The sequence below is a fragment of the Marinobacter sp. EVN1 genome (genome assembly GCF_000475375.1).
GTDB lineage: Bacteria > Pseudomonadota > Gammaproteobacteria > Pseudomonadales > Oleiphilaceae > Marinobacter > Marinobacter nauticus.
The window spans coordinates 148,494-172,754 of record NZ_AXCB01000070.1; the positions used below are offsets into that span (position 1 = coordinate 148,494).

Consider the following 24,261-nt stretch of genomic DNA (forward strand, 5'->3'; position numbering starts at 1 on the left):
TTCGGGCACCCTTCGGGGTGCCGTTTTTTTACCCGCCTGCCTGGTCTTCTTTTTCGGTCTGGTTTCACTCCTGTCAATTCTTTGTCACGTAGACGCCTTCCACTGTAAAACGATTTATTAACCTGTTGAAATAAATGGTTTAATTGTTTCTGGCCTGTTGCTTGCTTCCAGTTAATTTGAGTCAGCAACAAGTACAGGCCCGACGGGGCCACCGGGAGAGTGTGATGGTTCAACGTGCCGACATAAACAATGTTCTGTCTGAGATCCGGAATCTGCGTACCCAGATGATGCAGAACCAGAGGATTGAACAGGATCAGTCCGTACGTGGCCGCATCGATGGCCCACGACAGGTTCAGGAAACCCAGGAAGTTCCCAGCTTCAGCGATATGCTGGGCAAGGCCGTCAACAATGTACACGAGGTCCAGAGTCAGGCCAGCGAACTCAGGACGGCCTATGAAATGGGCGATCCAAACGTGGACATTACCCGGGTAATGATTGCTGCGCAGAAATCTTCCGTGTCTTTTGAGGCTCTGACCCAGGTGCGTAACCGGGTCGTGCGCGCCTATGAAGACATCATGAATATGCCGATCTGATAACGGAGCAACAGCATGGCAAGCGTACCCGCGGAAACCGCCGCCTCTGACCTGCCGGCTACCCAGGAGAGTGATACTCCTGAGAGCCGTAGCAATCCTTTGCTCGGGTTCAACCGATTGAATCTGCTGCGCCAGGTCGGGCTTATGGTGGGGCTGGCCGCCAGCGTGGCACTGGGTTTGGCTGTGGTGCTCTGGGCCCAGGAGCCCAATTACCAGCCGGTGGTGGGGGATCTGTCTGCCTACAACCCGCAGGACGTGACCACCATCCTCGACAGCAATGGTATCGATTACAAGATGGACCCCCGCACCGGAGCATTGCTGGTGCCGTCTGAACAGGTCTATAACGCGCGCCTCAAGCTTGCTGCTGAAGGCGTAACCGACCAGAAGACCATGGGTTATGAGTTGCTGGACCAGGAACGTGGTCTGGGAACGTCCCAGTTTATGGAAACCATCAGCTACCGGCGCGGACTGGAGGGCGAACTGGCCCGGACCATCGCCGCCATGCGTGGTGTTCGAAATGCCCGGGTGCACCTGGCCATTCCCGAGCGTTCGGTGTTTATCCGGGATGCCCGTGAACCGACCGCCTCGGTGTTTCTTGAAGTGTTTGCGGGCCGTCGTCCTGAGCCAGAACAGATTCGGGCCATCGTCAACCTGGTGGCCGGCAGCATCCCGATGATGAACCGGGATCAGGTCACTGTAGTTGACCAGAACGGCAATCTGTTGACGGGCGATGATGTTCAGGCCGAAACGGATCGGATGAAAGACCAGTATGAATACACGTCCAGGGTTGAAGAACGGCTGACCCGCCGTGTCGCGTCCCTTATTGGCCCGATTGTCGGCGAAGGGCGTTACCGCGCGGAAGTCACTGCGGACCTGGACTTCTCGGCGGTCGAGCGGGCCGAAGAGTTATACAACCCGGAGCAGCAGGCGGTGCGCAGTGAGCGCGAGTTGTCTGAGCAGCGTGTGGCGGGAGCCCAGGGTGGCATTCCCGGTGCGCTGGCCAATCAGCCGCCAGGGGCCGCCACGGTTCCGGAGCAGGCCAATGCGGCCCAAGGTGAAGATGGCGCCCCCGCGGCTCCGCCGGTGAATGTCCGGAGTGAATCCACCCGGAACTATGAACTGGATCGTACCGTCAGCTACACCCGTCAGGAGCTGGGTGCGGTCAAGCGGGTGACCGTGGCCCTCGCCGTGGATGACATGAAAGTGGTCGACCCTGAAACCGGCGAGGTGAGCTATCAACCCTGGCCAGAGGCCGAACTGCAACGGCTGAGCATGCTGGTGCGTGATGCGGTTGGCTATTCCGCGTCCCGCGGAGACAGCGTTACCGTCATGAATACGGCGTTTGCCCCTGAGGAAGCGGTGGAGTTTGAAGCTCCGGGCTTCTGGGAGCAGCCCTGGTTCTGGGATTTTATGAAGCAGGTATTGGCAGGACTGGTCATTCTGATTCTGGTTCTTGGCTTGCTGCGCCCCACCCTGAAGACACTGTCCGGTGGCGGTCGCCGCGAGCGTGGTGAAGGCGGAGAAGAGGGTGAGTATGGTGGCCTTGCTGATATTGAAGGCGGGCAGGCACTACGCGATGCCATGTCGTCTCAGGATGACCTGCTTTTGCCGGGCGCCACAGACAGCTATGATAGACAGTTGAATGCACTCAAAGGCCTGATTGCGGAAGATCCCGCCAGGGTTGCACAGGTTATGCGCCAGTGGGTGAATGTCGATGACTGAAGAAAACGGCCAGTTGCAGGGGGATGCCCCGAAAAAGCCGCAGCGCAAGATTCCGCGAGTGGAGCAGGCGGCGATCCTGCTGATGTCTCTGGGTGAAGCGGACGCTGCTGAGGTGCTCAAGCACATGGGGCCGAAAGAGGTTCAGCGGGTTGGCGTCGCCATGGCGCAGATGAAAGACGTCAGCAAGGACGACGTCACCTACGTGCTTAACCAGTTTGTGGACGCTGTCGGCGGCCAGACCGGTTTGGGGGTTGGTAATGACGATTATATCCGGGCGATGCTCACCCAGGCGCTGGGTGATGACAAGGCCGCGAGCCTGATTGACCGAATCCTGATTGGCGGCAATACCACCGGCCTGGATACTCTTAAGTGGATGGAGCCCCGGGCTGTGGGCGATATTATCCGTTACGAGCATCCCCAGATTCAGGCCATTGTTATCTCCTACCTAGACCCGGACCAGGCCGCTGAAATTCTCGGCACACTTGATGAAAAAGTGCGACTGGATGTGATGATGCGGGTGGCGTCGCTGGAAAGCATTCAGCCACAGGCCCTGCAGGAACTGAACGACATCCTTGAGAAGCAGTTCTCCGGTGGCGCGGCCTCCCAGACCAGTCGGATTGGTGGCGTGAAGCGAGCGGCCGATATCATGAACTTCATGGATCGGGGGATTGAGGGCTCGTTGATGGATTCCATCAAAGACATGGATCCGGATCTGGCGTCCACCATTGAAGACCTCATGTTCGTGTTTGATAACCTCAAGGATATTGATGATCGGGGTATTCAGGCGCTGCTTCGAGAGGTCTCCTCGGAGGTGCTGGTGGTGGCACTCAAAGGTGCCGACGAAGCCGTCAAGGAGAAGATCTTCAAGAACATGTCCAAGCGTGCTGCGGAGTTGCTGCAGGATGATCTGGAAGCCAAGGGGCCGGTCAAGGTCAGCGAAGTCGAAGCGGCCCAGAAAGACATTATCACTGTTGCTCGCCGTATGGCTGAAGCCGGCGAGATCTCGCTGGGTGGTAGTGGCGAAGAAATGATGTGATGAAAGATTCCGATCAGGACAGCAAGCGCATACCGAAAGAACAGATGACCGCCTGGGAACGGTGGGAATTGCCCCTGCTTGATGAGCGCGGAAACCAGGTTGTCGAGGAAGAGGAAGTCAAGCCGCTGACCGCGGCCGACCTGGAAGATATTCGCCAGGCTGCCCGCGAGGACGGTTTTCAGGAGGGCCGGCAGGCCGGTTACGCGGAAGGCTTTGAGCAGGGTTGCGCAGACGGGCGCAAAGATGGCTACGCCGCAGGCGAGGCGGAGGGGCGGAGCGAGGGCGAGCAGCAGGCTGCGGAGCAGACGCGTCAGGAAGTTGCCTCCCGGATGGAACGGCTGGAGCATCTGATGGGTGAGCTGTTGTTGCCCATCGAGCGCCATGAAGACGAGCTGGAAGCGGTGCTGGTCAACCTCACTACCGTATTGGCCCGGGCGGTGGTCTTCCGTGAGCTCAGCATTGATTCCTCCCAGATTCGCCAGGTGGTGCGTCGGGCTCTGTCGTCACTGCCCTCTACCGCCGATAATCTCCGCATTCATATTCACCCCGACGATATCGAGCCGGTACGGGAAGTCACAGAGCGCCTGGAATCACCGGCGGTCCTCATTGAGGACGACTCTCTCATGCCTGGTGGCTGTAAAGTGGAATCGCGCCATAGTCTGGTGGATTACACCGTGGAGAAGCGCTTCCAGCGGGTGGTTCAGGCTATGCTGGAAGAACAGCTGGCGGAGCCTGTCGGTCCGGATCAGGAGGAGCTGGCACCCAGTATGGGGGAGCTGACCGATTTTCACCGGGATGTGCTGAGTGATTCGGGCATGACATCACCGCCAGAATCCGAGTCTGACGAATTCAACGACCAGGGCCAGGACGATGACATCACGCCTGGCTGAACGGTTACGGCAGCTTCAGGGGGCCATCAGCGACGAGCCGGCGCCAGAATTGTCTGGCCGGCTTACGCGCATGGTGGGTCTCACGCTGGAGTGCGTGGGTTGCCCGATGGTGGTGGGGGACCGTTGTCTGATTCAGGGTGATAGCGCCACCAGTGTTGAAGCGGAAGTGGTGGGGTTTGAGGAAGATAAGGTTTACCTGATGCCGCTGACCGCCATCGAAGGTCTCAAGCCCGGAGCCCGGGTGATTCCTCTGGCCTCGGCCAGCAGGGTGCCGGTGGGCCCGCAAATGCTGGGGCGAGTGGTCAATGGTGCCGGCGACCCGTTGGACGGCAAGGGACCGTTGCAGGCAGAGGCCAGAGTGCAGCTGACCGGCGACATCATCAACCCATTGAACCGGGCTCCGGTGCGTCAGTCCATGGATGTGGGAATCCGTGCAATCAACGCGTTGCTGACCGTAGGGCAGGGGCAGCGTCTCGGCCTGTTTGCCGGCAGTGGTGTCGGTAAGAGTATGCTGCTGGGAATGATGACCCGGTTCACGGATGCGGACATTACCGTGGTTGGGTTGATTGGTGAACGGGGCCGGGAGGTCAAGGAATTCATAGAGGACATTCTCGGCGATGAAGGCCTGGCTCGTTCCGTGGTTGTAGCCGCTCCGGCAGATGACTCGCCGTTGATGCGCCTGCGCGCTGCCATGCTCACCACCCGAATTGCCGAATACTACCGCGATCAGGGTAAGCGCGTTCTTCTTTTAATGGATTCTCTCACCCGCTACGCCCAGGCACAGCGGGAGATCGCCCTGGCCGTTGGCGAACCACCGGCGACCAAGGGGTATCCGCCCTCGGTTTTTGCCAAGCTGCCGCAACTTGTCGAGCGCACAGGCAATGGCCGACCCGGCGGTGGTTCCATTACCGCGTTTTATACCGTTCTGACGGAAGGCGACGATCAGCAGGATCCCATTGCCGACGCAGCCAGGGCCATCCTTGATGGTCACATCGTCTTATCCCGGCGGCTGGCGGAAGAAGGCCATTATCCGGCGATTGATGTGGAGGCCTCTATCAGCCGGGTAATGCCCCAGGTGACTGATTCTGAGCATTTCTCCCGGGCCCAGAGATTCAAGCAGGTTTACTCCCGTTACCAGCAGGCTCGTGATCTGATCAGTGTGGGTGCCTATGTGAAAGGTTCCGACCCGGAGACTGACTTTGCCATCCAGCACATAGGCAATATGAGCCAGTTTCTGCAGCAGGGGCTGAATGAAAGTGCTCCCCTCACGGAGGCGATTGAGCAACTGATGGCGGTAGTGCCGGAACGACGTTCACCGGAACGAAGAAAGACGGCGGTGCCGAACCCCGCCGGCAATCGGGATAATGTCTGATGCTGCGATCGAAACGGCTTGAAGTTGTCCTCTCCCTTGAAGAGCGGAAAGAACAGGAAGCGTTGGAGCGCCTTGGTGAGGCCCGTAAGCAGGTGGAGGCGCATCGCGAACAGGTGGAAAACCTGGAGCGCTATCAGCAGGAGTATCGTGACCAGATCCGCGCGAGCCAGCAGGGTGTTGTTCCTGTGGCGCGGCTGCAGGCCTGGCAGGCTTTTATTGCCCAGCTGGACCAGGTGATTGCCCAGCAACAGCGGCAGCTGCAACAGGCGGAACAGGTGTTTGAAGCCAGGCGCCGGGAGTGGCAACAGGCCTGGGAACGTCGCCGTGGTATGGAAAAATACATTGAGTCCTGTCGGCAACAGGAACAGCGGGAACAGGATCTCAGAGACCAGAAACTGGCGGACGAAGCTGCCGGTCGGGCCTTTGCCCGGCGACAGCGATAATTGTAGTCCCCGGTGATCTGCATCAGATAACCCGGATGCAATTTCCGTTTATTTGACTATCCTTTACCAGATAAGCTTGCCATCAATGGCTGGCAGCGAAGGAAAGTCATTGGTGGAATGTGCCGGGAGGTTCAGGAATGCCTATAGAGACACGCCGGAGCGATGACGGCAAGACCCTCACGATCTGCGTGGAGGGTCGGTTCGATTTCAGTACCCATCAATCCTTTCGGGATGCCTACGAGCACAGCGAACCCACCGTCAGCCACTACGTCATTGATCTTTCAGACACCACTTACCTCGACAGCTCTGCTCTGGGCATGTTGCTTCTGTTAAGGGATCATGCCGGCGGAGATGGCGCCCGCATCTCAATCGAGAACTGCAACAGCGATGTCCGGCGAATTCTCTCCATTTCCAACTTCGAGCAGTTGTTCAGCATTCGCTGAGGCGATTCCCTTGAAGGTACTTCTTGCCGAGGACAGTGCCAGCGACAGGTTGATTCTGGCGCGGCTTGTAAGCCGCCTGGGCCATACCGTGATTGAAGCCGAAGACGGTACCGAGGCGGTGGATCTGTTCCGGGAGACCCAGCCGGATCTGGTGTTGCTGGACGCCCTGATGCCGCGGATGGACGGAATGGAGGCCGCTCGTCAGATCAAGGCTCTGGCAGGCGAGCGCCTGGTGCCGCTCATCTTTCTCACCTCCCTGTCGGGGGCGGGCGATCTGGCCCGGTGTCTTGAAGCCGGCGGCGACGACTTTCTCGTCAAACCCTACAATCGCGTGATTCTTGAAGCGAAGATCAACGCGTTTAATCGTATGAGGGGGTTGCACCAGGCATTGTCGGACCAGCGTGACCATATTCGGCGCCAGAATCAGCAGATGCTGGACGAGCAGCGCACGGCGCGGCGGGTGTTCGATAACATTGCCCATACCGGTTGTCTGGATGCCCCCAACATCCGCCACCATGCATCCCCCCTCTCGGTTTTCAACGGCGATGTATTGTTTGCTGCTCAGCGCCCCGGGGGCGGCACTCTGGTGTTTCTGGGTGATTTCACCGGGCACGGATTACCTGCCGCCATCGGCGCCATGCCGGTTGCTGAAATCTTCTACGGGATGGCAGCCAAAGGCTTCGGCGCCCCGGATGTCCTCCGGGAAATCAACCGCAAGCTTCGGCGAATACTGCCGGTAGGCATGTTCTGTTGTGGTTTGATGGTTGAGGCTGACTTCAAACACAACAGCCTGCGTGTCTGGAATGGTGGCTTGCCGGATGGCTGGCTGTTGCGTGCCGCAGGCGACCGTGTCGCCATTCCGTCCCGGCATCTGCCGCTGGGTGTCCGGGAGCCGGACCAGTTTTCGGCCTCCATGACCGTGCTGGATGCGGCACCGGGCGACTGGCTGGTGATGATGACCGACGGGCTCCCCGAGGCGCCCAATAGTGGCGGTGAAAGCCTGGGCGAGGAAGGTGTCTTGAGCGTTCTGGCGGGTCTGGAAGCAGGGCAGGAGCCGTTCGAGGCCCTGCTGGAGAGAATGCAGCAGCACACCGGGAAGCCAGAGCTGGCTGATGACCTGACGCTCTGCTGCCTGCAAATGGTCCGGGCGGAGGCGCCAGAGGCAATGCCCGACAAGATTCCTGAATCGGCGTTGACGGGCCCGGCGGACTGGCGCTGCGTCTATGAGCTGAGGGAACAGACTCTGGCAGACTTCAACCCACTGCCGCTTTTACTGCATATCTGTATGGAAGTGCCCGGACTGAGGAGCCGAAGCGGTGAGGTCTACACCCTGTTGTCGGAACTCTACAACAATGCTCTTGAGCACGGTGTTCTGGCCCTGTCCTCAGAGTGGAAAACGTCACCTGGCGGTTTCAGCCGCTATTACCAGGAGCGAACGCGCAGACTGGGGAGCACCGATGGGCATTTCATACGGTTTTCTCTTGAGCATCAGCCCAGGGAGGGCGGAGGTACGCTTACCGTTGTCTGTGAAGACAGTGGTGATGGTTTTGATTTTGCTGAATATTCTGACACAGTGATGCAACAGCAGGCGGCTTCAACCGGCCGATACGCGGGCCGGGGGCTGGAAATCCTCCGGCGTATGACGCGAATTCTCAAGGTTCACGGACGGGGCAATCGCGTGGAAATCGTCTATGATTGGTGGTTCCCCGACGCGGCCATAATCAGTGGCGCCTGAGTGCCGACAAACGAGGATAGCGAATGAACGACAAACCCCATCTTGACGTGGAGGCGCTGGCCGAACTGCAGGATGTGATGGAAGACGAGTTTGATGTCCTGATCCAGACCTACCTGGCAGACTCCCGTTCACGCATTGACGGCCTGAGGGAGGCGCTGGCAACGGCCGACCCGGAGCACTTCGCCAAGACCGCGCACAGCTTCAAGGGCAGTTGCATCAATATCGGTGCTCCCAGGCTCGGAGGCCTGTGTTTTGAGGCCGAGCAACTGGGCAAGGACGCCACTCTGGAACAGGCCCCTGCAGTGCTTGAACAGATTGAGGCCGAGTTTTCGGAGGTGGCTAGACGTTTGCAAAACTTTGGCCAGGAGGCCTGAACGTCAGCCCGTGTGAAGGTTTGGCACCGCTTTTGCAGCTCTCAGGAAAACGCTCCGAACAGGGGCTACCTGAGATCTAAAGCGGCAAGAGGTTGCCATGCAACAGACCATACTTCCCCAGGCACCGGCGAAAACGAGTCAGCCAGAGGTCGGTGCAGCGAAATCGCAAGGCCGGAAGGACCCGGAGGCCGGTGACAGTCGTTTTGACGAGCTGTCCAGGGCCGAGCAGAAGCGGATGGATGCCAAGCGCGCCGAACGTCGGGATCAGGCTGATGCCGCGCAGGAACGCAAGGCGGCCGACCGGGCCGATGAGAAAGCCGAAGCCTCCGGTACCCGGCCAGAAAAAAATGATACGCCCACTGACCAAAAGCAGGTAGCGGACTCCGATTCACCGGCCCGTCCTTCCTCGGCCAGTGACACCAGCAATACCGGCGATACTGAGGCAGACGATGCCCTGGTCGTTGCCGAACCGCTGATGCCCCTGACATTCGCCAATCTTCAGTCGCTGTATCCTGCAGCCGCCAACCAATCCGGTACGGGCGGACCTGAGAGCCTGGCATCAAATATGGCGCTCACAGGAACTCAGGCCACTCCCGGACTGATCAAGGGCCTGCCGGGGCAAACATCTGCCGGGGGAGGCAGCACCGCTCTGGCTCCGGGCATGCAGCTAACCGACCTGCTTGCCGGTGCGACAAGCGCTGAGAGCGCCCGTCCCGTTGATCCGACCAGTCTGCTCTCCAATCCCAGATTCCAGAGTGTAATGGATACCGCAGCGCAGCAGGCAGCACAGCCCGGAAAACTGGCTGCGGACGCCAACATTCCGCTCCGGGGCTACACCACCTCGGTGGATGTGCCGGTTGGACAGGCGGAGTGGGGCGACAAGGTCATGGGCAAGCTCAGTTGGCTGACCGCCCGCAATATGTCGGTTGCCGAATTACACCTCACGCCTCCGGATATGGGGCCAATGGAAGTCAAGGTAAAAGTCCACAACGATCAGGCCAGCGTCACCGTGCATGCGGCCAACCCGGTGGTGAGGGAGCAGCTCGAACAGCACTCCCACCGGCTCCGCGACATGCTGGGTGAACAGGGGTTGTCCCTGGGGCAGTTTGATGTCTCTGACCAGGGCGGTCAGCAGGCCGGTGGCGAGAGTGGTGAGGCCGGTGAGGGCGATGGTCGGTCTTCTGGTGGATCATCCCTGGCCAGCCACGATGCTGATGCAGAGTCGTTGAGCACCGGCCAGCTTGATCTGGGCTGGCGGGGTGAAGTGGACGTCTTTGCCTGAGTCCGGATGATTTCTGACCAATTCAGCCTGCTGTCTTCCGACTTCTTTGCCCATCCCCTCCGGCAACGCTAAACTGCGGTTCTGAATACAGGGGATGGGCTGTCTGGCCCGGCCTTTGCATCACATCAGCGAAAGGTTGTTCGGAGCTTTCCGGACGCCAAAAAAGTGACAAGCGAGTGTTATGGCCGAAAATACTGCGACCGAAGCGCCTGCCAAAAAAGGCAAGCTGAAACTGATCATCATGCTGGTGATCATCATTATCCTGGCGGTGGGCCTTTCCGTGGTCGGGACACTCTGGTTCCTGGGCGGAGGATTGCCCGGCGCAGATGACGCCGAAACCACGACTTCGGCAGAGCCCGCGTTTGTCGCCAGCAGTTATACCGAAATTGAGAAAGCCCTGGTGACCACCGTTCAGGCTCAGGGTCGACAGCGCTATGCCCAGGTCTATGTATCATTCGAAGCCAAAGATCCTGCTGCACTGGCCGCCGCTGACGTTCATATGCCGCTTATCCGCAGCCAACTGGTGATGGTGCTGGGCAGCAGCGACTTCATGCAGTTGCAAACGCCGGAAGGTCGTCAGACGCTGGCCGACAGCATGCTGCAGACTGTGAATCAGGTGCTGGAGCAGGAAGGGGAGCCGGCAATCGACCGGGTATTGTTCCGGAATTTTGTGGTTCAGTAATCGTACCGGGCGGATAACCAACAGTTAGGGGCAGGAACAGGTATGCAGGATTTACTGTCACAGGACGAGATCGATGCCCTCCTCCACGGGGTGGATGATGGCGACATCGATACCTATGAAGAGACCGATGATACCGGCGTAAAGAACTACGACCTCGCCAGCCAGGATCGGATCGTCCGTGGCCGCATGCCAACGCTCGAGATGATTAACGAGCGTTTTGCCCGCTATACCCGTATCAGTCTGTTTAACCTGCTGCGCCGCAATGCCGATGTCTCCACCGGCGGTGTCCAGATCATGAAATTCGGTGAGTACATCCATACCCTGTATGTGCCCACCAGCCTTAACCTGTGCAAGGTTCGCCCGTTACGCGGTACATCCCTGTTCGTGCTGGATGCCAAGCTGGTGTTCAAACTGGTGGACAACTTCTTCGGTGGTGAGGGTCGCCATGCCAAGATCGAGGGCCGGGAATTCACCCCTACCGAAACCCGCATTGTGCAAATGGTGCTGAATCAGGTCTTCCACGACATGAAAGAAGCCTGGCATGCGGTCTTGCAGGTGGAATTCGAATACCTCAGTTCGGAAGTCAACCCGGCCATGGCCAACATCGTCAGCCCGAGCGAAGTGGTGGTGGTCAGTACCTTCCATATTGAACTCGATGGAGGAGGCGGCGAACTTCATTTTGCACTGCCGTACTCGATGATTGAGCCAATCCGCGATGTGCTGGATGCGGGTGTGCAGAGTGATATTGATGATGTCGACGAACGCTGGGTAAACGCCTTGCAGGAGGACATCAAAGAGGTCAATGTGCCAATCAATACCACCGTCTGCCGGCGCCGCATCTCTTTGCGCGACATTGCCCGGATGAAAGCCGGGGATGTGATTCCGGTAGAAATTCCCGAGCACCTGACGGTGACCGCCAATGGTATTCCAATCTACAAGGCAACGCTGGGCACCCGCGACGGTAAGTTGGCGCTGAGGATTCACGACCGGGCCAAGTTGCCCAAGGTAAAGAAACAACTGAAGGTGGGACGCAATGGCTGACGACGACAAGAAAGACGAGCAGGAACTCAGCGAAGACGAAAAGCTGGCGGCCGAGTGGGAAGCGGCAATGGACGAGTCTGGCGATGCAGAGGGCTCCCGGGAAGACGAGTGGGCAGCGGCTATGGCTGAGGCTGAAGGTGGCGACGACCAACCTGAAGCGGAACACCAGGACGTGCGCACCGCTCCCATGGAGGAGTTTGGTGCGGATCAGGGCGCTGGTGGTGGCGAGTCTCCGGACATCGACGTGATCCTGGATATCCCCGTCACCATCTCCATGGAAGTGGGCAACACCCAGATTCCGATACGCAATCTGCTCCAGCTGAACCAGGGCTCGGTGATCGAACTGGATCGGCTGGCGGGCGAGCCACTGGATGTGCTGGTCAATGGCACCCTGATCGCCCACGGTGAGGTGGTCATGGTGAATGAGAAGTTCGGTATCCGGCTGACGGACGTTATCAGCCCGGGCGAACGAATCAAACGGCTGCAGAAATAATATGGCAAGACTGATTGGCTGGTTGCTGCTTTGGGCACCGTTGCCGCTGTTGTCTGAGGAAGCGGCAAAGGCGGGAGATACCGCTGCCTCTGGCGGGCGTGCCCCGGATACTGTGGCGACGATACTGAGCCTGGGAGCAGGCCTGCTGGCGGTGGTGGCCATCATTTACGGTTGTGCCTGGCTGATCCGGCGGATGAGCGGCATGACCGGTATGAACAACAATGCCATTAAAGTGGTGTCCGTACTGGCCATCGGCGCCAGAGAACGTATCGCGCTGGTGGAAGTGGGGCAGCAGCAGATTCTGCTTGGTATCACACCCAGCACGATCAGAACCCTGCATGTGTTTGATGAACCGGTGGTGGATGCCGGCAATGCCGGTTCCAGTGACTTCGCCCGCAAGCTGCAGTCCATGATTGGCAAATCCTGGTCAGCGCCGGAAAGGAAAGACTAACGTCATGGTGGTGGCCATTCTCAAACGCGGTTTTCCCTGGCTTACCCTGATTGCCGGCCTTTGTCTTCCCGCCCTGGCCCAGGCTGATCTGCCCGGCATCCCCGCATTTACAGTTGAACCAGGTGAGAACGGCACCGAGGAATATTCGGTAACCCTGCAGATCCTGGCGCTGATGACCGCGCTGACCTTCCTGCCGGCCATGCTGATGATGATGACCTCGTTTACCCGGATCATCGTGGTCTTTGCGATTCTTCGTCAGGCTCTGGGGCTACAGGCCACACCCTCCAACCAGATCTTGCTGGGGCTGGCGCTGTTTCTGAGCATTTTTATCATGAAGCCGGTGCTGGAAGAGGCGAACCGGGTGGGCCTGCAACCATACCTGCAGGAAGAGGTGACTTCACTGGAGGCGGTGGAACTGGCCAGCCAGCCGTTTCGCAAGTTTATGCTGGAGCAGACTCGAGAAGACGACCTGGCGCTGTTCATGAGGATTGCCGATGTTCAGTATGAAACACCGCAGGACGTGTCTTTCTGGATTCTGATGCCGGCGTTTGTCACCAGTGAACTGAAGACGGCGTTCCAGATCGGGTTTATTCTGTTTATACCATTCCTGATCATCGACATGGTGGTGGCCAGTGTTCTGATGGCCATGGGTATGATGATGCTGTCACCCATTATCATCTCGCTGCCGTTTAAAATCATGCTGTTTGTGCTGGTGGATGGCTGGGCCCTGATCATGGGAACCCTGGCCGCCAGTTACGGGATCTAGGAGGTATCATGACTCCGGAAACGGTTATCGACATACTGCGAGAAGCGCTCTGGCTGATTGTTTTGCTGTCTGCCGTCATCATCGGGCCGGGGCTGGCGATTGGTCTTGTGGTCAGTACCTTCCAGGCTGCCACCCAGATCAACGAGCAGACCCTCAGTTTCCTGCCTCGCCTCCTGATCACACTGATCGTGATCATTGCCGCCGGGCCCTGGATGCTGACCACCTTGCTGGACCACGCCAACGGGCTGATCTCCCGCATTCCCTATCTGATCGGCTGAGCCCATGCTGCCGGCGGAGTTCAGTGCAGATCTGATCGGCCAGTGGGTGGGGCAGCATATCTGGCCATTGTTCCGGCTGGCCAGTTTTCTCATGGTCATCCCTGTTTTCGGTACTCAACTGGTGCCGGCGAGGGTGCGGCTGGGACTGGCGTTACTGATGACCATCCTGATTGTGCCCATGATCCCTCCCGTTCCCCAGGTGGAAGCGCTCAGTGCCGACGCGGTCGTCATCACGCTGCAGCAGATCCTGATTGGTGTCGGCCTGGGCTTCGCGCTGACCGCACTCTGGCAGTTATTTGTGATCGCCGGGCAGATGATTGCCATGCAGATGGGCCTGGGCTTTGCCTCCATGGTAGACCCCACCAATGGTGTTAACGTGCCAGTGCTGGCTCAGATCTACACCATCACCATTACTTTGCTGTTTCTGGTGATGAATGGCCATCTGGTGGCCTTCGAGGTGTTCATCGAGAGTTTCTACACCTTGCCTATTGGCCTGGAAGGGCTGGGGCAGGATGGTGTGTGGGCGCTGGCCCATCGCATTTCATGGATGTTTGCCTCTGCCATGTTGCTGGCATTGCCGGCCGTGACTGCGGTTCTGATTGTGAACATCTCTTTCGGTGTAATGACCCGTGCGGCGCCTCAGATGAACATCTTCGCCCTCGGCTTTCCGATTGGCCTGATTTTTGGGTTGTTTGCTATCTGGGTCTTACACGCCAATTTCCTGCCACACTTCGATCAGTACACGCGGGAAACGTTTGATTTCATGCGCGCTCTGCAAGGGCAACCCTGACCATGGCCGAAGAGAACGACAACAGTCAGGAAAAAACCGAAGAGCCTACCCCCCGACGCCTGGAGAAGGCCAAGGAGGAAGGCCAGACGGCTCGTTCCAAGGAACTCGCCACCATGGCGGTATTGCTGGCCGGTGCTGGCGGGCTTCTGATTTTTGGTACGTCGCTTGGCGCTTCTATTGAGTCCATCATGCGCGACTCCTTCGTAATCGAGCGCTCAGCGATTTTTGATACCCGGCATATGAGTGTTCAACTGATACTGGCGGCCAAAGAGGCGGCCTGGGCGCTGTCACCGATACTGGTGATGTTGCTGATTGCCGCCATTGCCGGCTCCATTGGCATCGGCGGTCTGCTGTTCAGTGCCAAGGCCATCGCACCGAAATTCAACCGGATGGATCCGATCAAGGGCCTGGGACGAATGTTCTCCATGCGCTCCCTGATCGAGCTGGTCAAGGCGATTGCCAAGGTGGGCCTGGTGATGGCGGTCGCCATCCTGATTCTGAACCTTCGCACCGAAGACTTGCTTGCGATTGCCGAAGAGCCGACCGTACCTGCCATGGAGCACGTGCTGTGGACGCTGGGCTGGAGTTTCTTCTTCCTGTCCTGCGCCACCATTGCTATTGCCGCCATCGATGTGCCTTTCCAGATCTACGATCACCAGAAAAAGCTCCGTATGACCAAGCAGGAGGTCAAGGACGAGTACAAGGACACCGAGGGCAAGCCGGAGGTCAAAGGCAAGATTCGCCAGCTCCAGCGGGAGATGGCCCAGCGCCGGATGATGCAGGACGTTCCCAAGGCCGATGTGGTGATTACCAACCCGACCCACTATGCCGTGGCATTGAAGTACGATCAGAAAACCATGGGCGCGCCAGTGGTGGTGGCCAAGGGGGCAGACGAGGTGGCCTTCAAGATTATGGAAATTGCCAGGGAGAACAAGGTCGAGGTCCTGCGAACACCGCCACTGACACGGGCGGTGTATCACAATACCGATATTGGTGAAGAGATTCCGGACGGCCTGTACATGGCCATTGCTCAGGTGCTGGCCTACGTCTTCCAGCTGCGTCAGTTCCGCAAGGGCCGGGGGCCGAAGCCCGGCATGCCGGACTTCCCGATTCCGCCCGATATGCGGCGTGATATCTGAAGCCCTCTATTCCGGGGATCGGAATAGAGGCAGGATATTGCTTTCCGCGGGGTCAGCTGGATTCGTGCTCGTGAATCCGCTTGCCCCAGGCTTCCCGTTCGCCCGGCAGGATCAGGTTAAGGATGATGGCAACCACTGCGCACAGGGCGATGCCTTCCAGTTGGCCCAGCGCCATGTTGCCGATACCAAAGACCAGGGTCACGCCTACGATCACCAGATTACGGGACTGGGACAGATCCACCTGATGTCGGATCAGGGTATTCAGGCCCACAACGGCGATTGAACCGAACAGCAGGCAGAGGATGCCGCCCATAACCGGTACCGGAATGGTCTGCAACGCGGCGCCGAACTTGCCGACAAACGCCAGAACAATGGCAACCACCGCCGCCCACCACATAACTTTCGGGTTGAAGTTCTTGGTCAGCATCACCGCACCGGTTACCTCGGAATACGTGGTGTTGGGAGGACCGCCAAGCAGCGAGGCAGCGCTGGTGGCCAGACCATCACCCAGCAGGGTACGGTGCAAGCCCGGTTTTTCCAGATAGTTCTTGCGGGTAACGTTACCGATGGCCAGAACGTCGCCGATGTGTTCGATGGCTGGTGCGATGGCGACCGGAATCATGAACAGGATAGCGCCCCAGCTGAACGCCGGTGCTACGAAGTTTGGCATTGCCAGCCACTCAGCCTGCTGGATCGGCGTTGTGTCAACAATGCCCATGATGGCAGAGAGAAGGTAACCCACGAGGACACCGAACATGATCGGGATCAGCCGGAAAATGCCCTTGGCCCAGACCGACATGATGATGGTCACGGCCAAAGAGATCATGGCAATCCATATGGCAGTGTTGTAGGGCACCAGCTGAGTCTGGCCGTCACCGGTTTTGCCTGTAGCCATAAACACGGCTACCGGAGCCAACCCCAGGCCGATGGTCATGATGACCGGTGCAATCACCACCGGAGGCAGCAGCCGGGTAATGAAGCCGGTGCCACGCAGGCGAATCGCCCCGGACAGAATGATATACAGAATGCCTGCGGCCATCAGGCCACCGAGGGTTTCTTCCAGGCCAAAGCGGCCTTTGGAGGCCAGCACCGGCGCGATAAACGCGAACGATGAAGCCAGGAAGATCGGGATCTGGCCACCGGTGACAATGTGAAAAATCAGAGTGCCCAGGCCGGCAGTGAACAGCGCGACGTTCGGGTCCAGGCCGGTAATCAGTGGCATCAGTACCAGGGCGCCAAAAGCCACCAGCAGCATCTGGGAACCGGCAATAGCCTGTTTCCAGACCGGATCGTTGTTATGGTCCTGCATGCTCAGACGTCCTTCTGCTTGGTGCCGAAGATCTTGTCGCCGGCATCACCCAGGCCCGGCAGAATGTAGCCTTTCTCGTTCAGGCGCTCATCCACCGATGCGGTGTAGATGGACACGTCCGGGTGTTTTTCCAGAACCTTTTCCACGCCCTCCGGCGCAGCCACCAGAACCAGAGCCCGGATTTCGGTGCTACCGGCCTTTTTGAGCAAATCGATGGTGGAAATCATGGAGCCGCCGGTAGCCAGCATCGGATCGATGATCAGGGCCATGCGCTGATCCAACTCGCCTACCAGTTTTTCCAGGTAGGTTTCCGCTTCGAGGGTGTCTTCGTTGCGGATCTGGCCAACCACGCTCACCCGGGCCACCGGAATCAGGCTCAGGACACCGTCCAGCATGCCCAGACCGGCACGTAGGATGGGCACGATGGTTACCTTCTTGCCGTGGATCTGCTCCACGGAGACCGGGCCGGCCCAGCCCTCAATGGTTTTTTCCTGAAGATTGAAGTCTTTGGTGGCCTCGTAAGTCAGCAACGCGCCAACTTCCTGTGCCAGCTCTCGGAAGTTTTTGGTACTGATGTCGGCGCGGCGCATGAGGCCGAGCTTGTGGCGGATCAGAGGGTGCTTCACTTCATGGATCGGCATGGGGTCACCTGTGTGTTCGGGTTTCTGGCTTGAATCGGGATAATGCAAATGGCGAAAGGATACCGTATCTGGGCCGCTGCGTCAGGCGTTGAAAGGTGCTCAGACGTCAAATTTTGCAAGGGCTGGTACGGTTCTTGCGATACCACCCGGAAAGCGACCCCCGGTGTCAGATTTTCGACCCGGAAAATGCCCGCAGGCACAGATACGTGGAGACAGACCCGGCATGGACAGAGCTCTAGTCCTTAACAACGTCAAATCCCTGACGCGGGGGAACCTCGGCATCCCCCTGATGCTGATGGGGCTGCTTGGCATGATGATTCTGCCCATGCCGGCGTTCCTGCTGGATGTGTTCTTCACCTTCAACATCACTCTGTCCATCGTCATTCTGCTGGTCTGTGTGTACGCCATGCGGCCGATGGAATTTGCCTCCTTCCCCACGGTATTGCTGGTGGCCACCCTGTTGCGGCTGGGCCTGAACGTGGCGTCCACCCGGATTGTATTGCTGAACGGCCATGAGGGCGGCGATGCTGCCGGTAAGGTGATCGAGTCCTTTGGTGAAGTCCTGATTGGGGGAAACTACGCTGTTGGTCTGGTGGTTTTCGCCATCCTTATGATCATCAACTTTCTGGTTGTCACCAAAGGTGCCGGCCGGGTGTCTGAGGTCAGTGCCCGCTTCACTCTGGATGCCATGCCTGGCAAGCAGATGGCGATTGATGCCGATCTGAACGCCGGGCTGATCAATCAGGACGAGGCCAAGTCACGCCGTTCGGAAATCGCTCAGGAAGCGGACTTTTACGGTTCTATGGACGGCGCCTCGAAGTTTGTGAAAGGCGATGCCGTTGCGGGGTTGCTGATCCTGGCTATCAACATCGTTGGTGGTGTGGCTATCGGCATGATGCAGCACGGGTTGGATTTTGGTCTGGCAATGGAGCGTTATGCCCTGCTGACCATCGGTGATGGTCTGGTTGCCCAGATTCCCTCGCTGTTGCTCTCCACGTCGGCCGCCATCATGGTTACCCGGGTAACGTCCAGCCAGGACATGGGTGGCCAGATCATTCAGCAGATGTTCAGCGCTCCCAAAGCGTTGGGCATTGCGGCCGGTATCCTGATTCTGCTTGGCCTGATTCCGGGGATGCCCCACATCGCGTTTCTCGGCCTTGGTTTGCTGGCCGCTGGCGCAGCCTGGTTTATCTGGAAGAAACAGCAGCAAACGGTTGAGGATGAAGGTGGTTTTGTTGGCCGCGGCGGCATGGCTGGTGGTGCGGCCCGGCAGGGTGCGGAAATTTCTCCGGATCGTCCGGGCAGCGAGGGGCAGGCACTGCCGGCGCCGGGGGAAACCCGCGAGCTCGGATGGGATGACGTGGCCACGGTGGACATTGTCGGGCTGGAAGTGGGTTACCGGCTGATCCCGCTGGTAGACAAATCCCAGGGTGGACAATTGCTCAGTCGGATCAAAGGGGTTCGTAAGAAGCTTTCGCAGGATCTGGGCTTCCTCATGCCTTCGGTGCACATTCGCGACAACCTGGATCTTATGCCGAACGTCTACCGGATTACCCTGATGGGCGTGACCATTGCCGAGGCCGAGATCCATCCGGAGCGGGAGCTGGCCATTGATCCGGGGCAGGTGTTTGGCAAAGTTGAAGGCATTGCCGGCAAGGACCCCGCCTTCGGCCTGGACGCCATCTGGATTGAGTCCGACAGGAAGGATCAGGCCCAGACCCTGGGGTACACCGTGGTGGATGCGAGTACCGTGGTGGCGACACATCTGAATCAGATCCTGCAGAAACACGCTCATGAACTGATTGGCCACGAAGAAGCCCAGAAGTGGCTGGACCAGTTGGAGAAGATTTCGCCCAAGCTGGCGGAGGAACTGGTGCCGACCACGATTTCCATCAGCATCCTGTTGAAAGTTTTGCAGAACCTGTTGAAAGAAGAAGTGCCGGTGCGGGATATGCGCTCCATTGCCGAGGCCATCGTGAACGTGCATCCAAAGAGTCAGGACCCGAAAGTACTGACCACGGTAGCCCGCCAGGCGCTGCGCCGGATGATTGTTCAGAGTATTTGTGGCAACGACGCCGAAATCCCTGTTATCACGTTGGATCCAGACCTGGAACAGTTATTGCTGAAGTCTGTTCAGCAGAGTCAACAATCCGGCGGTCAGGATGACATTGGTCTGGTGCTTGAGCCCAACATGGTGGAAAAGCTGCAACGATCCCTTCAGGACAGCGTGCAGCGCCAGGAAATGCTCGGCAAGCCCGCCATCCTGCTGGTTTCGGGGCCCTTGCGGCCAGTACTGGCGAAGTTTGCCAGCTACGGGGTAGAGCGTTTGCATGTGCTCTCTTACCAGGAAATCCCGGATAACAAACAGATCACGATAGTCGCTTCTGTGGGTCAATAAACCGACGGAGCATCGCGGGGAGCCAGAGTGCTTGCCGGTGGGAGGATGAAACAGCATGAAAGTAAAACGGTTTTTTGCGCAGTCCATGGCTGAGGCCCTGAAGCAGGTAAGCCACGAAATGGGGCCGGATGCCGTTATTCTGTCTAACCGCCGGGTTGATGGTGGTGTTGAGATCGTGACGGCACTCGACTACGACGAAAACATGGCGCGTCAGCGTCTTGGCGATAGGGCGGTTGAAGCCACCAACGGCTCCCGGCTGGCAGAGATGCAGGCCGAGCAGCATCGTCGGCTGGAAGAGGAGCTGAACCGGTCCCGCAGTCGCATTCGTGAGGTTCGGGAAAAGCGCGCAGGAAGTGGCGCCTCAGGTGGCGTGGCGTCGTCCTTGTCTTTCGAGACTGCCGATTTTCCGGCGTCACGTCCCAGTGATGAAGCGCTGGCAAAGCCGTTTGCGGGTAGCGAATCCGGCGCCGGTGGCTATGCCGATGAACTGGCCAGTATGCGTGCCGAAATCAGCTCTCTGCGTGATCTGGTCAGTGGTAAGGCTGCAACTGCCACGCCGACCGGCAACAGCGCAGTTCAGCAACGATTGGCCGAGCGCCTGCAGGAGTTCGGTTTGGGCGCGGAGCTGGCCGGCTCTCTGTCCCGTCGGCACCGGGCCGGGCGTCTGGAGGACGGCTGGAAGCAGTCACTGAAAATGCTGGCGACCGGCGTTCGTACCGGTCGCGAAGACTGGCTTGATGCCGGCGGTATCTATGCCCTGGTCGGGCCAACCGGGTCTGGCAAAACCACCACCATTGGCAAGCTGGCGGCCCGCTACGTCCTTGAGCATGGTCCGGATTCGTTGGCACTGGTGACCACCGACCGCTATCGTGTGGCCGCTCATGAGCAGCTCTTCGTGTTCGGCCGCATCCTGAATGTGCCCGTGCGTGTGGTGGATGAGAGCCATTCCCTGGATGACATTCTTGATGAGTTATCGGATCGACACCTGGTGCTGATTGACACTGCCGGCCTGACCAGTGCCGACCGCGGTTACCAGGAACAACTGGCGGAGTTGGCTCGCAGCGATCACAATATCCGTACACATCTGGTGGTCTCCGCCACCAGTCAGCCACGTATCATGAAATCCGTGTGGCATTGCTATAAGATGGCAAACCTTGCAGGCTGCATCATGACCAAGATTGATGAGGCCCTGACCCTGGGCGAAGCGCTCGGGTTCGTTATGGAGACCAGCTTACCGGTGGCCTGGTACACCGATGGCCAGAAGATACCGGAAGATCTCCAGAGGGCGGAGGCCATTCCGTTAGTGCGCCTGGGCGTAGAACGGCTTAAGGCCGTGCAGAGCGCACAGACAGTCGCCGAAGGTGCCTGAGCCTCGTTGGCGACCAGAATAAAACACCGGCACGCGTGCCCGTACAAGAACGTAGTAAGAGACTGATAACAGTATGAGCAGACCACATCCGGTTCAGGTGATTGCGGTTTCCGGCGGCAAGGGCGGTGTCGGCAAGAGCAATGTTTCGGTCAATCTCGGTATCGCCCTGGCCCAGAAGGGGCGCCGGGTTGTCTTGCTGGACGCGGATCTCGGGCTCGCCAACATCGATGTGTTGCTCGGCATTACCGCCAATCGAAATCTGCAAGACGTACTCAGCGGCGATTGTGATCTGAAAGACGTGCTGGTGAATGGCCCTGGTGGTATCAAGATTGTACCGGCTTCCTCCGGCACTCAGCGTATGACCCAGCTCAGCGCCATGGAACATGCCGGCCTGATCAACGCTTTCAGTGAGCTGGGCGACCAGATTGACGTTCTGATTGTGGATACCGCCGCAGGTATTTCTGAATCGGTGGTCAGCTTCCTCAGGGCCTCGCAGGAACTTCTGCTGGTGGTCTGCGACGAACCTACTTCCATTACCGATGCCTACGCGTTGATCAAGCTGATGAACCGGGATTATGGCACCAACCGCTTCCGTATCCTGGCAAACCAGGTCCGCAATGAGCAGGAAGGCCGCCATCTGTTTGAAAAACTGACCCGGGTCACCGAGCGTTTTCTGGATGTGGCACTACAATATGTAGGTATCGTGCCTTACGACGAGGCCGTCAAGAAAGCCGTCCAAAGACAGAAAGCGGTATTGGATGCCTATCCGAGGGCGAAAGCCTCGCTGGCTATCCGGGCTCTGGCCGAAAAAGTGGACAGTTGGCCTTTGCCGTCCTCTCCCAGGGGGCATCTCGAATTCTTCGTGGAGCGGCTCGTCGAAGTCTGATCTGAATCCAGTCCTACAAGAAAACCGGATACATGACATTGGCGAAAAATCTGGGAATTTACCATCAGGCCGGCGCCAGGAGCCCTTCAGCCCTGATTGAAGAGCATGCGCCGCTGGTCAAGAAAATCGCCCTTCATCTCATGGCCCGGCTGCCGCCATCAGTGCAGCTGGAAGACCTTATGCAGGCCGGTATGATTGGACTGCTGGAGGCCGCGCAGCGCTATTCTTCCGGCAAAGGTGCCACCTTTGAAACCTACGCAGGGATTCGCATCCGCGGCGCCATGGTGGATGAGATCCGCAAAGGCGACTGGGTGCCCCGCTCAGTGCATCGCAACGCCCGGCGAATCGCCAGTGCTATCAAGCAGGTGGAAGATCGTACCGGGCGCGAGGCCCAGGATGCCGAAGTAGCTGAAGAGCTTGGCATTGGTCTGGACGAGTATCATGCCTCACTCGCCGACGCTAACAGCGGTAGACTTTTTAGTCTTGATGAGCTCAATGAATCCGGCGAGCTGCCGATAGAAGAAGCAGAAGCGAGTGATAATCCGCTGGACGGTATTGCTTCAGGCGCTTTCCAGCGAAGTCTCGCAGACGCCATTGAGCAGTTGCCTGAGCGTGAAAAGCTGGTATTGAGCCTGTATTACCAGGAAGAGCTCAACCTCAAGGAAATCGGTGCGGTGCTAGGGGTCAGTGAGAGCCGGGTAAGCCAGATTCACAGCCAGGCGGCGTTGCGACTTCGCAGCCGGCTGGCCGAGTGGCGGGATGGTGACAACGACTGATCGGCCAGGTGCTGTGTTTCTCTTTCAGCAAGCTGTGTAGCTTTTGGTAAACGATGCTTTACAACGTGCGCAAACACCACACAATAAGCGCTTAAGGTAGCAGCCTGCTAGACTTCCAAAAGGCTGAATGAATTCCGGGTGTTACTGACTGGAGGTCCCATTGGACAAGAACATGAAAATTCTCATTGTGGATGACTTCTCCACAATGCGACGCATCATCAAAAACCTGCTGCGAGATCTCGGCTTCACCAATACGGATGAAGCAGACGATGGCAACACCGCGTTGCCCATGCTCCGAAGCGGCAAGTATGACTTCCTGGTGACTGACTGGAACATGCCCGGCATGTCGGGCTTTGACCTTCTGAAGGCTGTCCGTGCTGATGAAAACCTGAAGAACCTGCCGGTTCTGATGGTAACGGCAGAGGCCAAGCGGGACCAGATCGTGGCTGCGGCTCAGGCCGGGGTGAACGGGTATGTGGTCAAGCCTTTCACGGCAGCCGTGCTGAAGGAAAAGATCGAGAAAATCTTCGAACGAATCCAGTAACCAGAGGTCGGATGGCTCGCCATGAGTGATACCAAACAGAACCATCAGGGCCTTGATCCGGAGGTGGCGGAGAAGCTTCAAAAGCAGGCCTCCGACCTGGCCGAGAATGTAAACGCCGGGAATTATGCCAAGGCGATGACCCTGATCAATGAACTGAGCGAGGTTCGCGATCAGAGTCTGTATCGGGAAGTGGGGCGACTGACCCGCAGCCTCCATGAGGCAATCCGGAACTTCCAGATAGACCCGCGTAATGCCGAGCAGAAAGAAGTGCTGTCGAAGATGAGCGACGCTTCTGACCGTCTGGCCTATGTGGTTCAGATGACCAGCCAGGCGGCGAACCGCACCATGGATCTGGTTGAGGAAAGCATGCCGGTGGCTCACGCCATGCGGGATGAAGCGGTTGCCCTGCGGGATGAGTGGCAGCGTCTGCGCCGTCGTGAAATGGAGCCTGCGGAGTTTCGGGAGCTTTACGGTCGCATCGACAAGTTCTTCGCTGGCCTGACGACAGACTCCGACAGTCTGTACCAGAACCTGTCGGAAATCCTTCTGGCTCAGGATTTTCAGGATCTTACCGGTCAGGTTATCCAGAAGGTCACCGCGTTGGTGAAAGAGGTGGAAGACAACCTTCTTGGTCTGGTGGTGATGGCCAGCCACGTTGATCAACTGACCGGCACAGTGCATCAGATTGAAGAAAAAGAAGAATCGGCCGAAAAAGGGGTAGGGCCCCAGATCAAGGCCGATGAGCGGGAAGATGTAGTTTCGGGACAGGACGATGTGGACGATCTGCTGTCCAGTCTCGGATTCTGAT

At 58.3% G+C, this 24,261-nt stretch carries 26 protein-coding genes; 24 read left to right on the top strand and 2 right to left on the bottom strand.

The annotated features are described in order from the left end of the window. Positions 1-224: 224 nt before the first annotated feature. The 18 genes from fliE to flhB all read left to right on the top strand — a co-directional run bounded on the left by fliE (position 225) and on the right by flhB (position 15,530). Complete coding sequence (gene fliE, locus Q674_RS37915) at positions 225-593, top strand: flagellar hook-basal body complex protein FliE (RefSeq protein WP_011785472.1); 369 nt, start codon at positions 225-227, stop codon at positions 591-593. 15 nt (positions 594-608) lie between these two features. Next, positions 609-2,315 carry a flagellar basal-body MS-ring/collar protein FliF gene (fliF, locus tag Q674_RS37920; protein WP_023009856.1) on the top strand — a complete coding sequence of 569 codons (1,707 nt, stop codon included), beginning with the start codon at positions 609-611 and terminating at the stop codon, positions 2,313-2,315. After that, the gene (gene fliG, locus Q674_RS37925; protein WP_011785470.1) at positions 2,308-3,351 is read left to right on the top strand and encodes a flagellar motor switch protein FliG; all 1,044 of its coding nucleotides are present in this window, start codon (positions 2,308-2,310) and stop codon (positions 3,349-3,351) included. The genes fliF and fliG overlap by 8 nt, the downstream gene beginning before the upstream one ends. After that, the gene (locus Q674_RS37930; RefSeq protein ID WP_023009857.1) at positions 3,351-4,241 is read left to right on the top strand and encodes a flagellar assembly protein FliH; all 891 of its coding nucleotides are present in this window, start codon (positions 3,351-3,353) and stop codon (positions 4,239-4,241) included. The genes fliG and Q674_RS37930 overlap by 1 nt, the downstream gene beginning before the upstream one ends. Continuing rightward, positions 4,222-5,613, top strand: a complete 1,392-nt coding sequence (gene fliI, locus Q674_RS37935; RefSeq protein WP_011785468.1) for a flagellar protein export ATPase FliI — start codon at positions 4,222-4,224, stop codon at positions 5,611-5,613. The genes Q674_RS37930 and fliI overlap by 20 nt, the downstream gene beginning before the upstream one ends. After that, positions 5,613-6,056 (top strand): flagellar export protein FliJ, encoded by a 444-nt coding sequence (gene fliJ, locus Q674_RS37940; protein ID WP_011785467.1) that lies wholly within the window; start codon positions 5,613-5,615, stop codon positions 6,054-6,056. Before fliI ends, fliJ begins: the two co-directional genes overlap by 1 nt. 137 nt (positions 6,057-6,193) lie before the next feature. Next, the gene (locus Q674_RS37945) at positions 6,194-6,499 is read left to right on the top strand and encodes an STAS domain-containing protein (protein ID WP_014421036.1); all 306 of its coding nucleotides are present in this window, start codon (positions 6,194-6,196) and stop codon (positions 6,497-6,499) included. Positions 6,500-6,509: 10 nt separating this feature from the next. Continuing rightward, complete coding sequence (locus Q674_RS37950; protein ID WP_023009858.1) at positions 6,510-8,234, top strand: fused response regulator/phosphatase; 1,725 nt, start codon at positions 6,510-6,512, stop codon at positions 8,232-8,234. Positions 8,235-8,257: 23 nt separating this feature from the next. Then, positions 8,258-8,608 carry an Hpt domain-containing protein gene (locus tag Q674_RS37955; RefSeq protein WP_023009859.1) on the top strand — a complete coding sequence of 117 codons (351 nt, stop codon included), beginning with the start codon at positions 8,258-8,260 and terminating at the stop codon, positions 8,606-8,608. Between the two features lie 97 nt (positions 8,609-8,705). Beyond that, positions 8,706-9,890 (top strand): flagellar hook-length control protein FliK, encoded by a 1,185-nt coding sequence (locus tag Q674_RS37960; RefSeq protein ID WP_023009860.1) that lies wholly within the window; start codon positions 8,706-8,708, stop codon positions 9,888-9,890. A gap of 181 nt (positions 9,891-10,071) precedes the next feature. Then, positions 10,072-10,572 carry a flagellar basal body-associated protein FliL gene (gene fliL, locus Q674_RS37965; RefSeq protein ID WP_011785462.1) on the top strand — a complete coding sequence of 167 codons (501 nt, stop codon included), beginning with the start codon at positions 10,072-10,074 and terminating at the stop codon, positions 10,570-10,572. Between the two features lie 42 nt (positions 10,573-10,614). Further along, positions 10,615-11,613, top strand: coding sequence for a flagellar motor switch protein FliM (gene fliM / locus Q674_RS37970; RefSeq protein ID WP_011785461.1), 999 nt, complete (start codon positions 10,615-10,617; stop codon positions 11,611-11,613). After that, positions 11,606-12,106 carry a flagellar motor switch protein FliN gene (gene fliN / locus Q674_RS37975; protein WP_023009861.1) on the top strand — a complete coding sequence of 167 codons (501 nt, stop codon included), beginning with the start codon at positions 11,606-11,608 and terminating at the stop codon, positions 12,104-12,106. The genes fliM and fliN overlap by 8 nt, the downstream gene beginning before the upstream one ends. Position 12,107: 1 nt before the next feature. Then, positions 12,108-12,557, top strand: a complete 450-nt coding sequence (gene fliO, locus Q674_RS37980) for a flagellar biosynthetic protein FliO (protein ID WP_023009862.1) — start codon at positions 12,108-12,110, stop codon at positions 12,555-12,557. Between the two features lie 4 nt (positions 12,558-12,561). Then, positions 12,562-13,323, top strand: a complete 762-nt coding sequence (gene fliP, locus Q674_RS37985) for a flagellar type III secretion system pore protein FliP (protein ID WP_023009863.1) — start codon at positions 12,562-12,564, stop codon at positions 13,321-13,323. An 8-nt stretch (positions 13,324-13,331) separates the two neighbouring features. Beyond that, positions 13,332-13,601, top strand: coding sequence for a flagellar biosynthesis protein FliQ (gene fliQ / locus Q674_RS37990; protein ID WP_014421042.1), 270 nt, complete (start codon positions 13,332-13,334; stop codon positions 13,599-13,601). 4 nt (positions 13,602-13,605) lie between these two features. After that, positions 13,606-14,391 carry a flagellar biosynthetic protein FliR gene (fliR, locus tag Q674_RS37995; protein ID WP_023009864.1) on the top strand — a complete coding sequence of 262 codons (786 nt, stop codon included), beginning with the start codon at positions 13,606-13,608 and terminating at the stop codon, positions 14,389-14,391. A 2-nt stretch (positions 14,392-14,393) separates the two neighbouring features. Beyond that, the gene (flhB, locus tag Q674_RS38000) at positions 14,394-15,530 is read left to right on the top strand and encodes a flagellar biosynthesis protein FlhB (RefSeq protein ID WP_011785455.1); all 1,137 of its coding nucleotides are present in this window, start codon (positions 14,394-14,396) and stop codon (positions 15,528-15,530) included. Between the two features lie 52 nt (positions 15,531-15,582). Here the strand turns inward: flhB and Q674_RS38005 are convergent, their stop codons facing one another. Next, the gene (locus Q674_RS38005) at positions 15,583-16,839 is read right to left on the bottom strand and encodes a uracil-xanthine permease family protein (RefSeq protein ID WP_011785454.1); all 1,257 of its coding nucleotides are present in this window, start codon (positions 16,837-16,839) and stop codon (positions 15,583-15,585) included. A gap of 2 nt (positions 16,840-16,841) precedes the next feature. Then, a complete protein-coding gene (gene upp, locus Q674_RS38010; RefSeq protein ID WP_011785453.1) occupies positions 16,842-17,480 on the bottom strand; it encodes a uracil phosphoribosyltransferase in 639 nt (212 codons plus the stop codon). 223 nt (positions 17,481-17,703) lie between these two features. On the opposite strand from upp, the gene flhA reads away from it, so the two are divergent. The 6 genes from flhA (at position 17,704) to Q674_RS38040 (ending at position 24,260) form a co-directional block, all read left to right on the top strand. Beyond that, positions 17,704-19,878, top strand: coding sequence for a flagellar biosynthesis protein FlhA (flhA, locus tag Q674_RS38015; protein WP_011785452.1), 2,175 nt, complete (start codon positions 17,704-17,706; stop codon positions 19,876-19,878). Between the two features lie 55 nt (positions 19,879-19,933). Further along, positions 19,934-21,247 carry a flagellar biosynthesis protein FlhF gene (gene flhF, locus Q674_RS38020; protein ID WP_023009865.1) on the top strand — a complete coding sequence of 438 codons (1,314 nt, stop codon included), beginning with the start codon at positions 19,934-19,936 and terminating at the stop codon, positions 21,245-21,247. A 73-nt stretch (positions 21,248-21,320) separates the two neighbouring features. Then, entirely contained in the window at positions 21,321-22,133 is an 813-nt protein-coding gene (locus Q674_RS38025; protein ID WP_011785450.1) for a MinD/ParA family protein, read from the top strand. A 32-nt stretch (positions 22,134-22,165) separates the two neighbouring features. Beyond that, positions 22,166-22,909, top strand: coding sequence for an RNA polymerase sigma factor FliA (locus Q674_RS38030; RefSeq protein ID WP_022991610.1), 744 nt, complete (start codon positions 22,166-22,168; stop codon positions 22,907-22,909). Between the two features lie 160 nt (positions 22,910-23,069). Next, entirely contained in the window at positions 23,070-23,453 is a 384-nt protein-coding gene (gene cheY / locus Q674_RS38035; protein ID WP_011785448.1) for a chemotaxis response regulator CheY, read from the top strand. A gap of 21 nt (positions 23,454-23,474) precedes the next feature. Further along, complete coding sequence (locus Q674_RS38040; protein ID WP_011785447.1) at positions 23,475-24,260, top strand: protein phosphatase CheZ; 786 nt, start codon at positions 23,475-23,477, stop codon at positions 24,258-24,260. The last annotated feature ends 1 nt before the right edge of the window (position 24,261 follow it).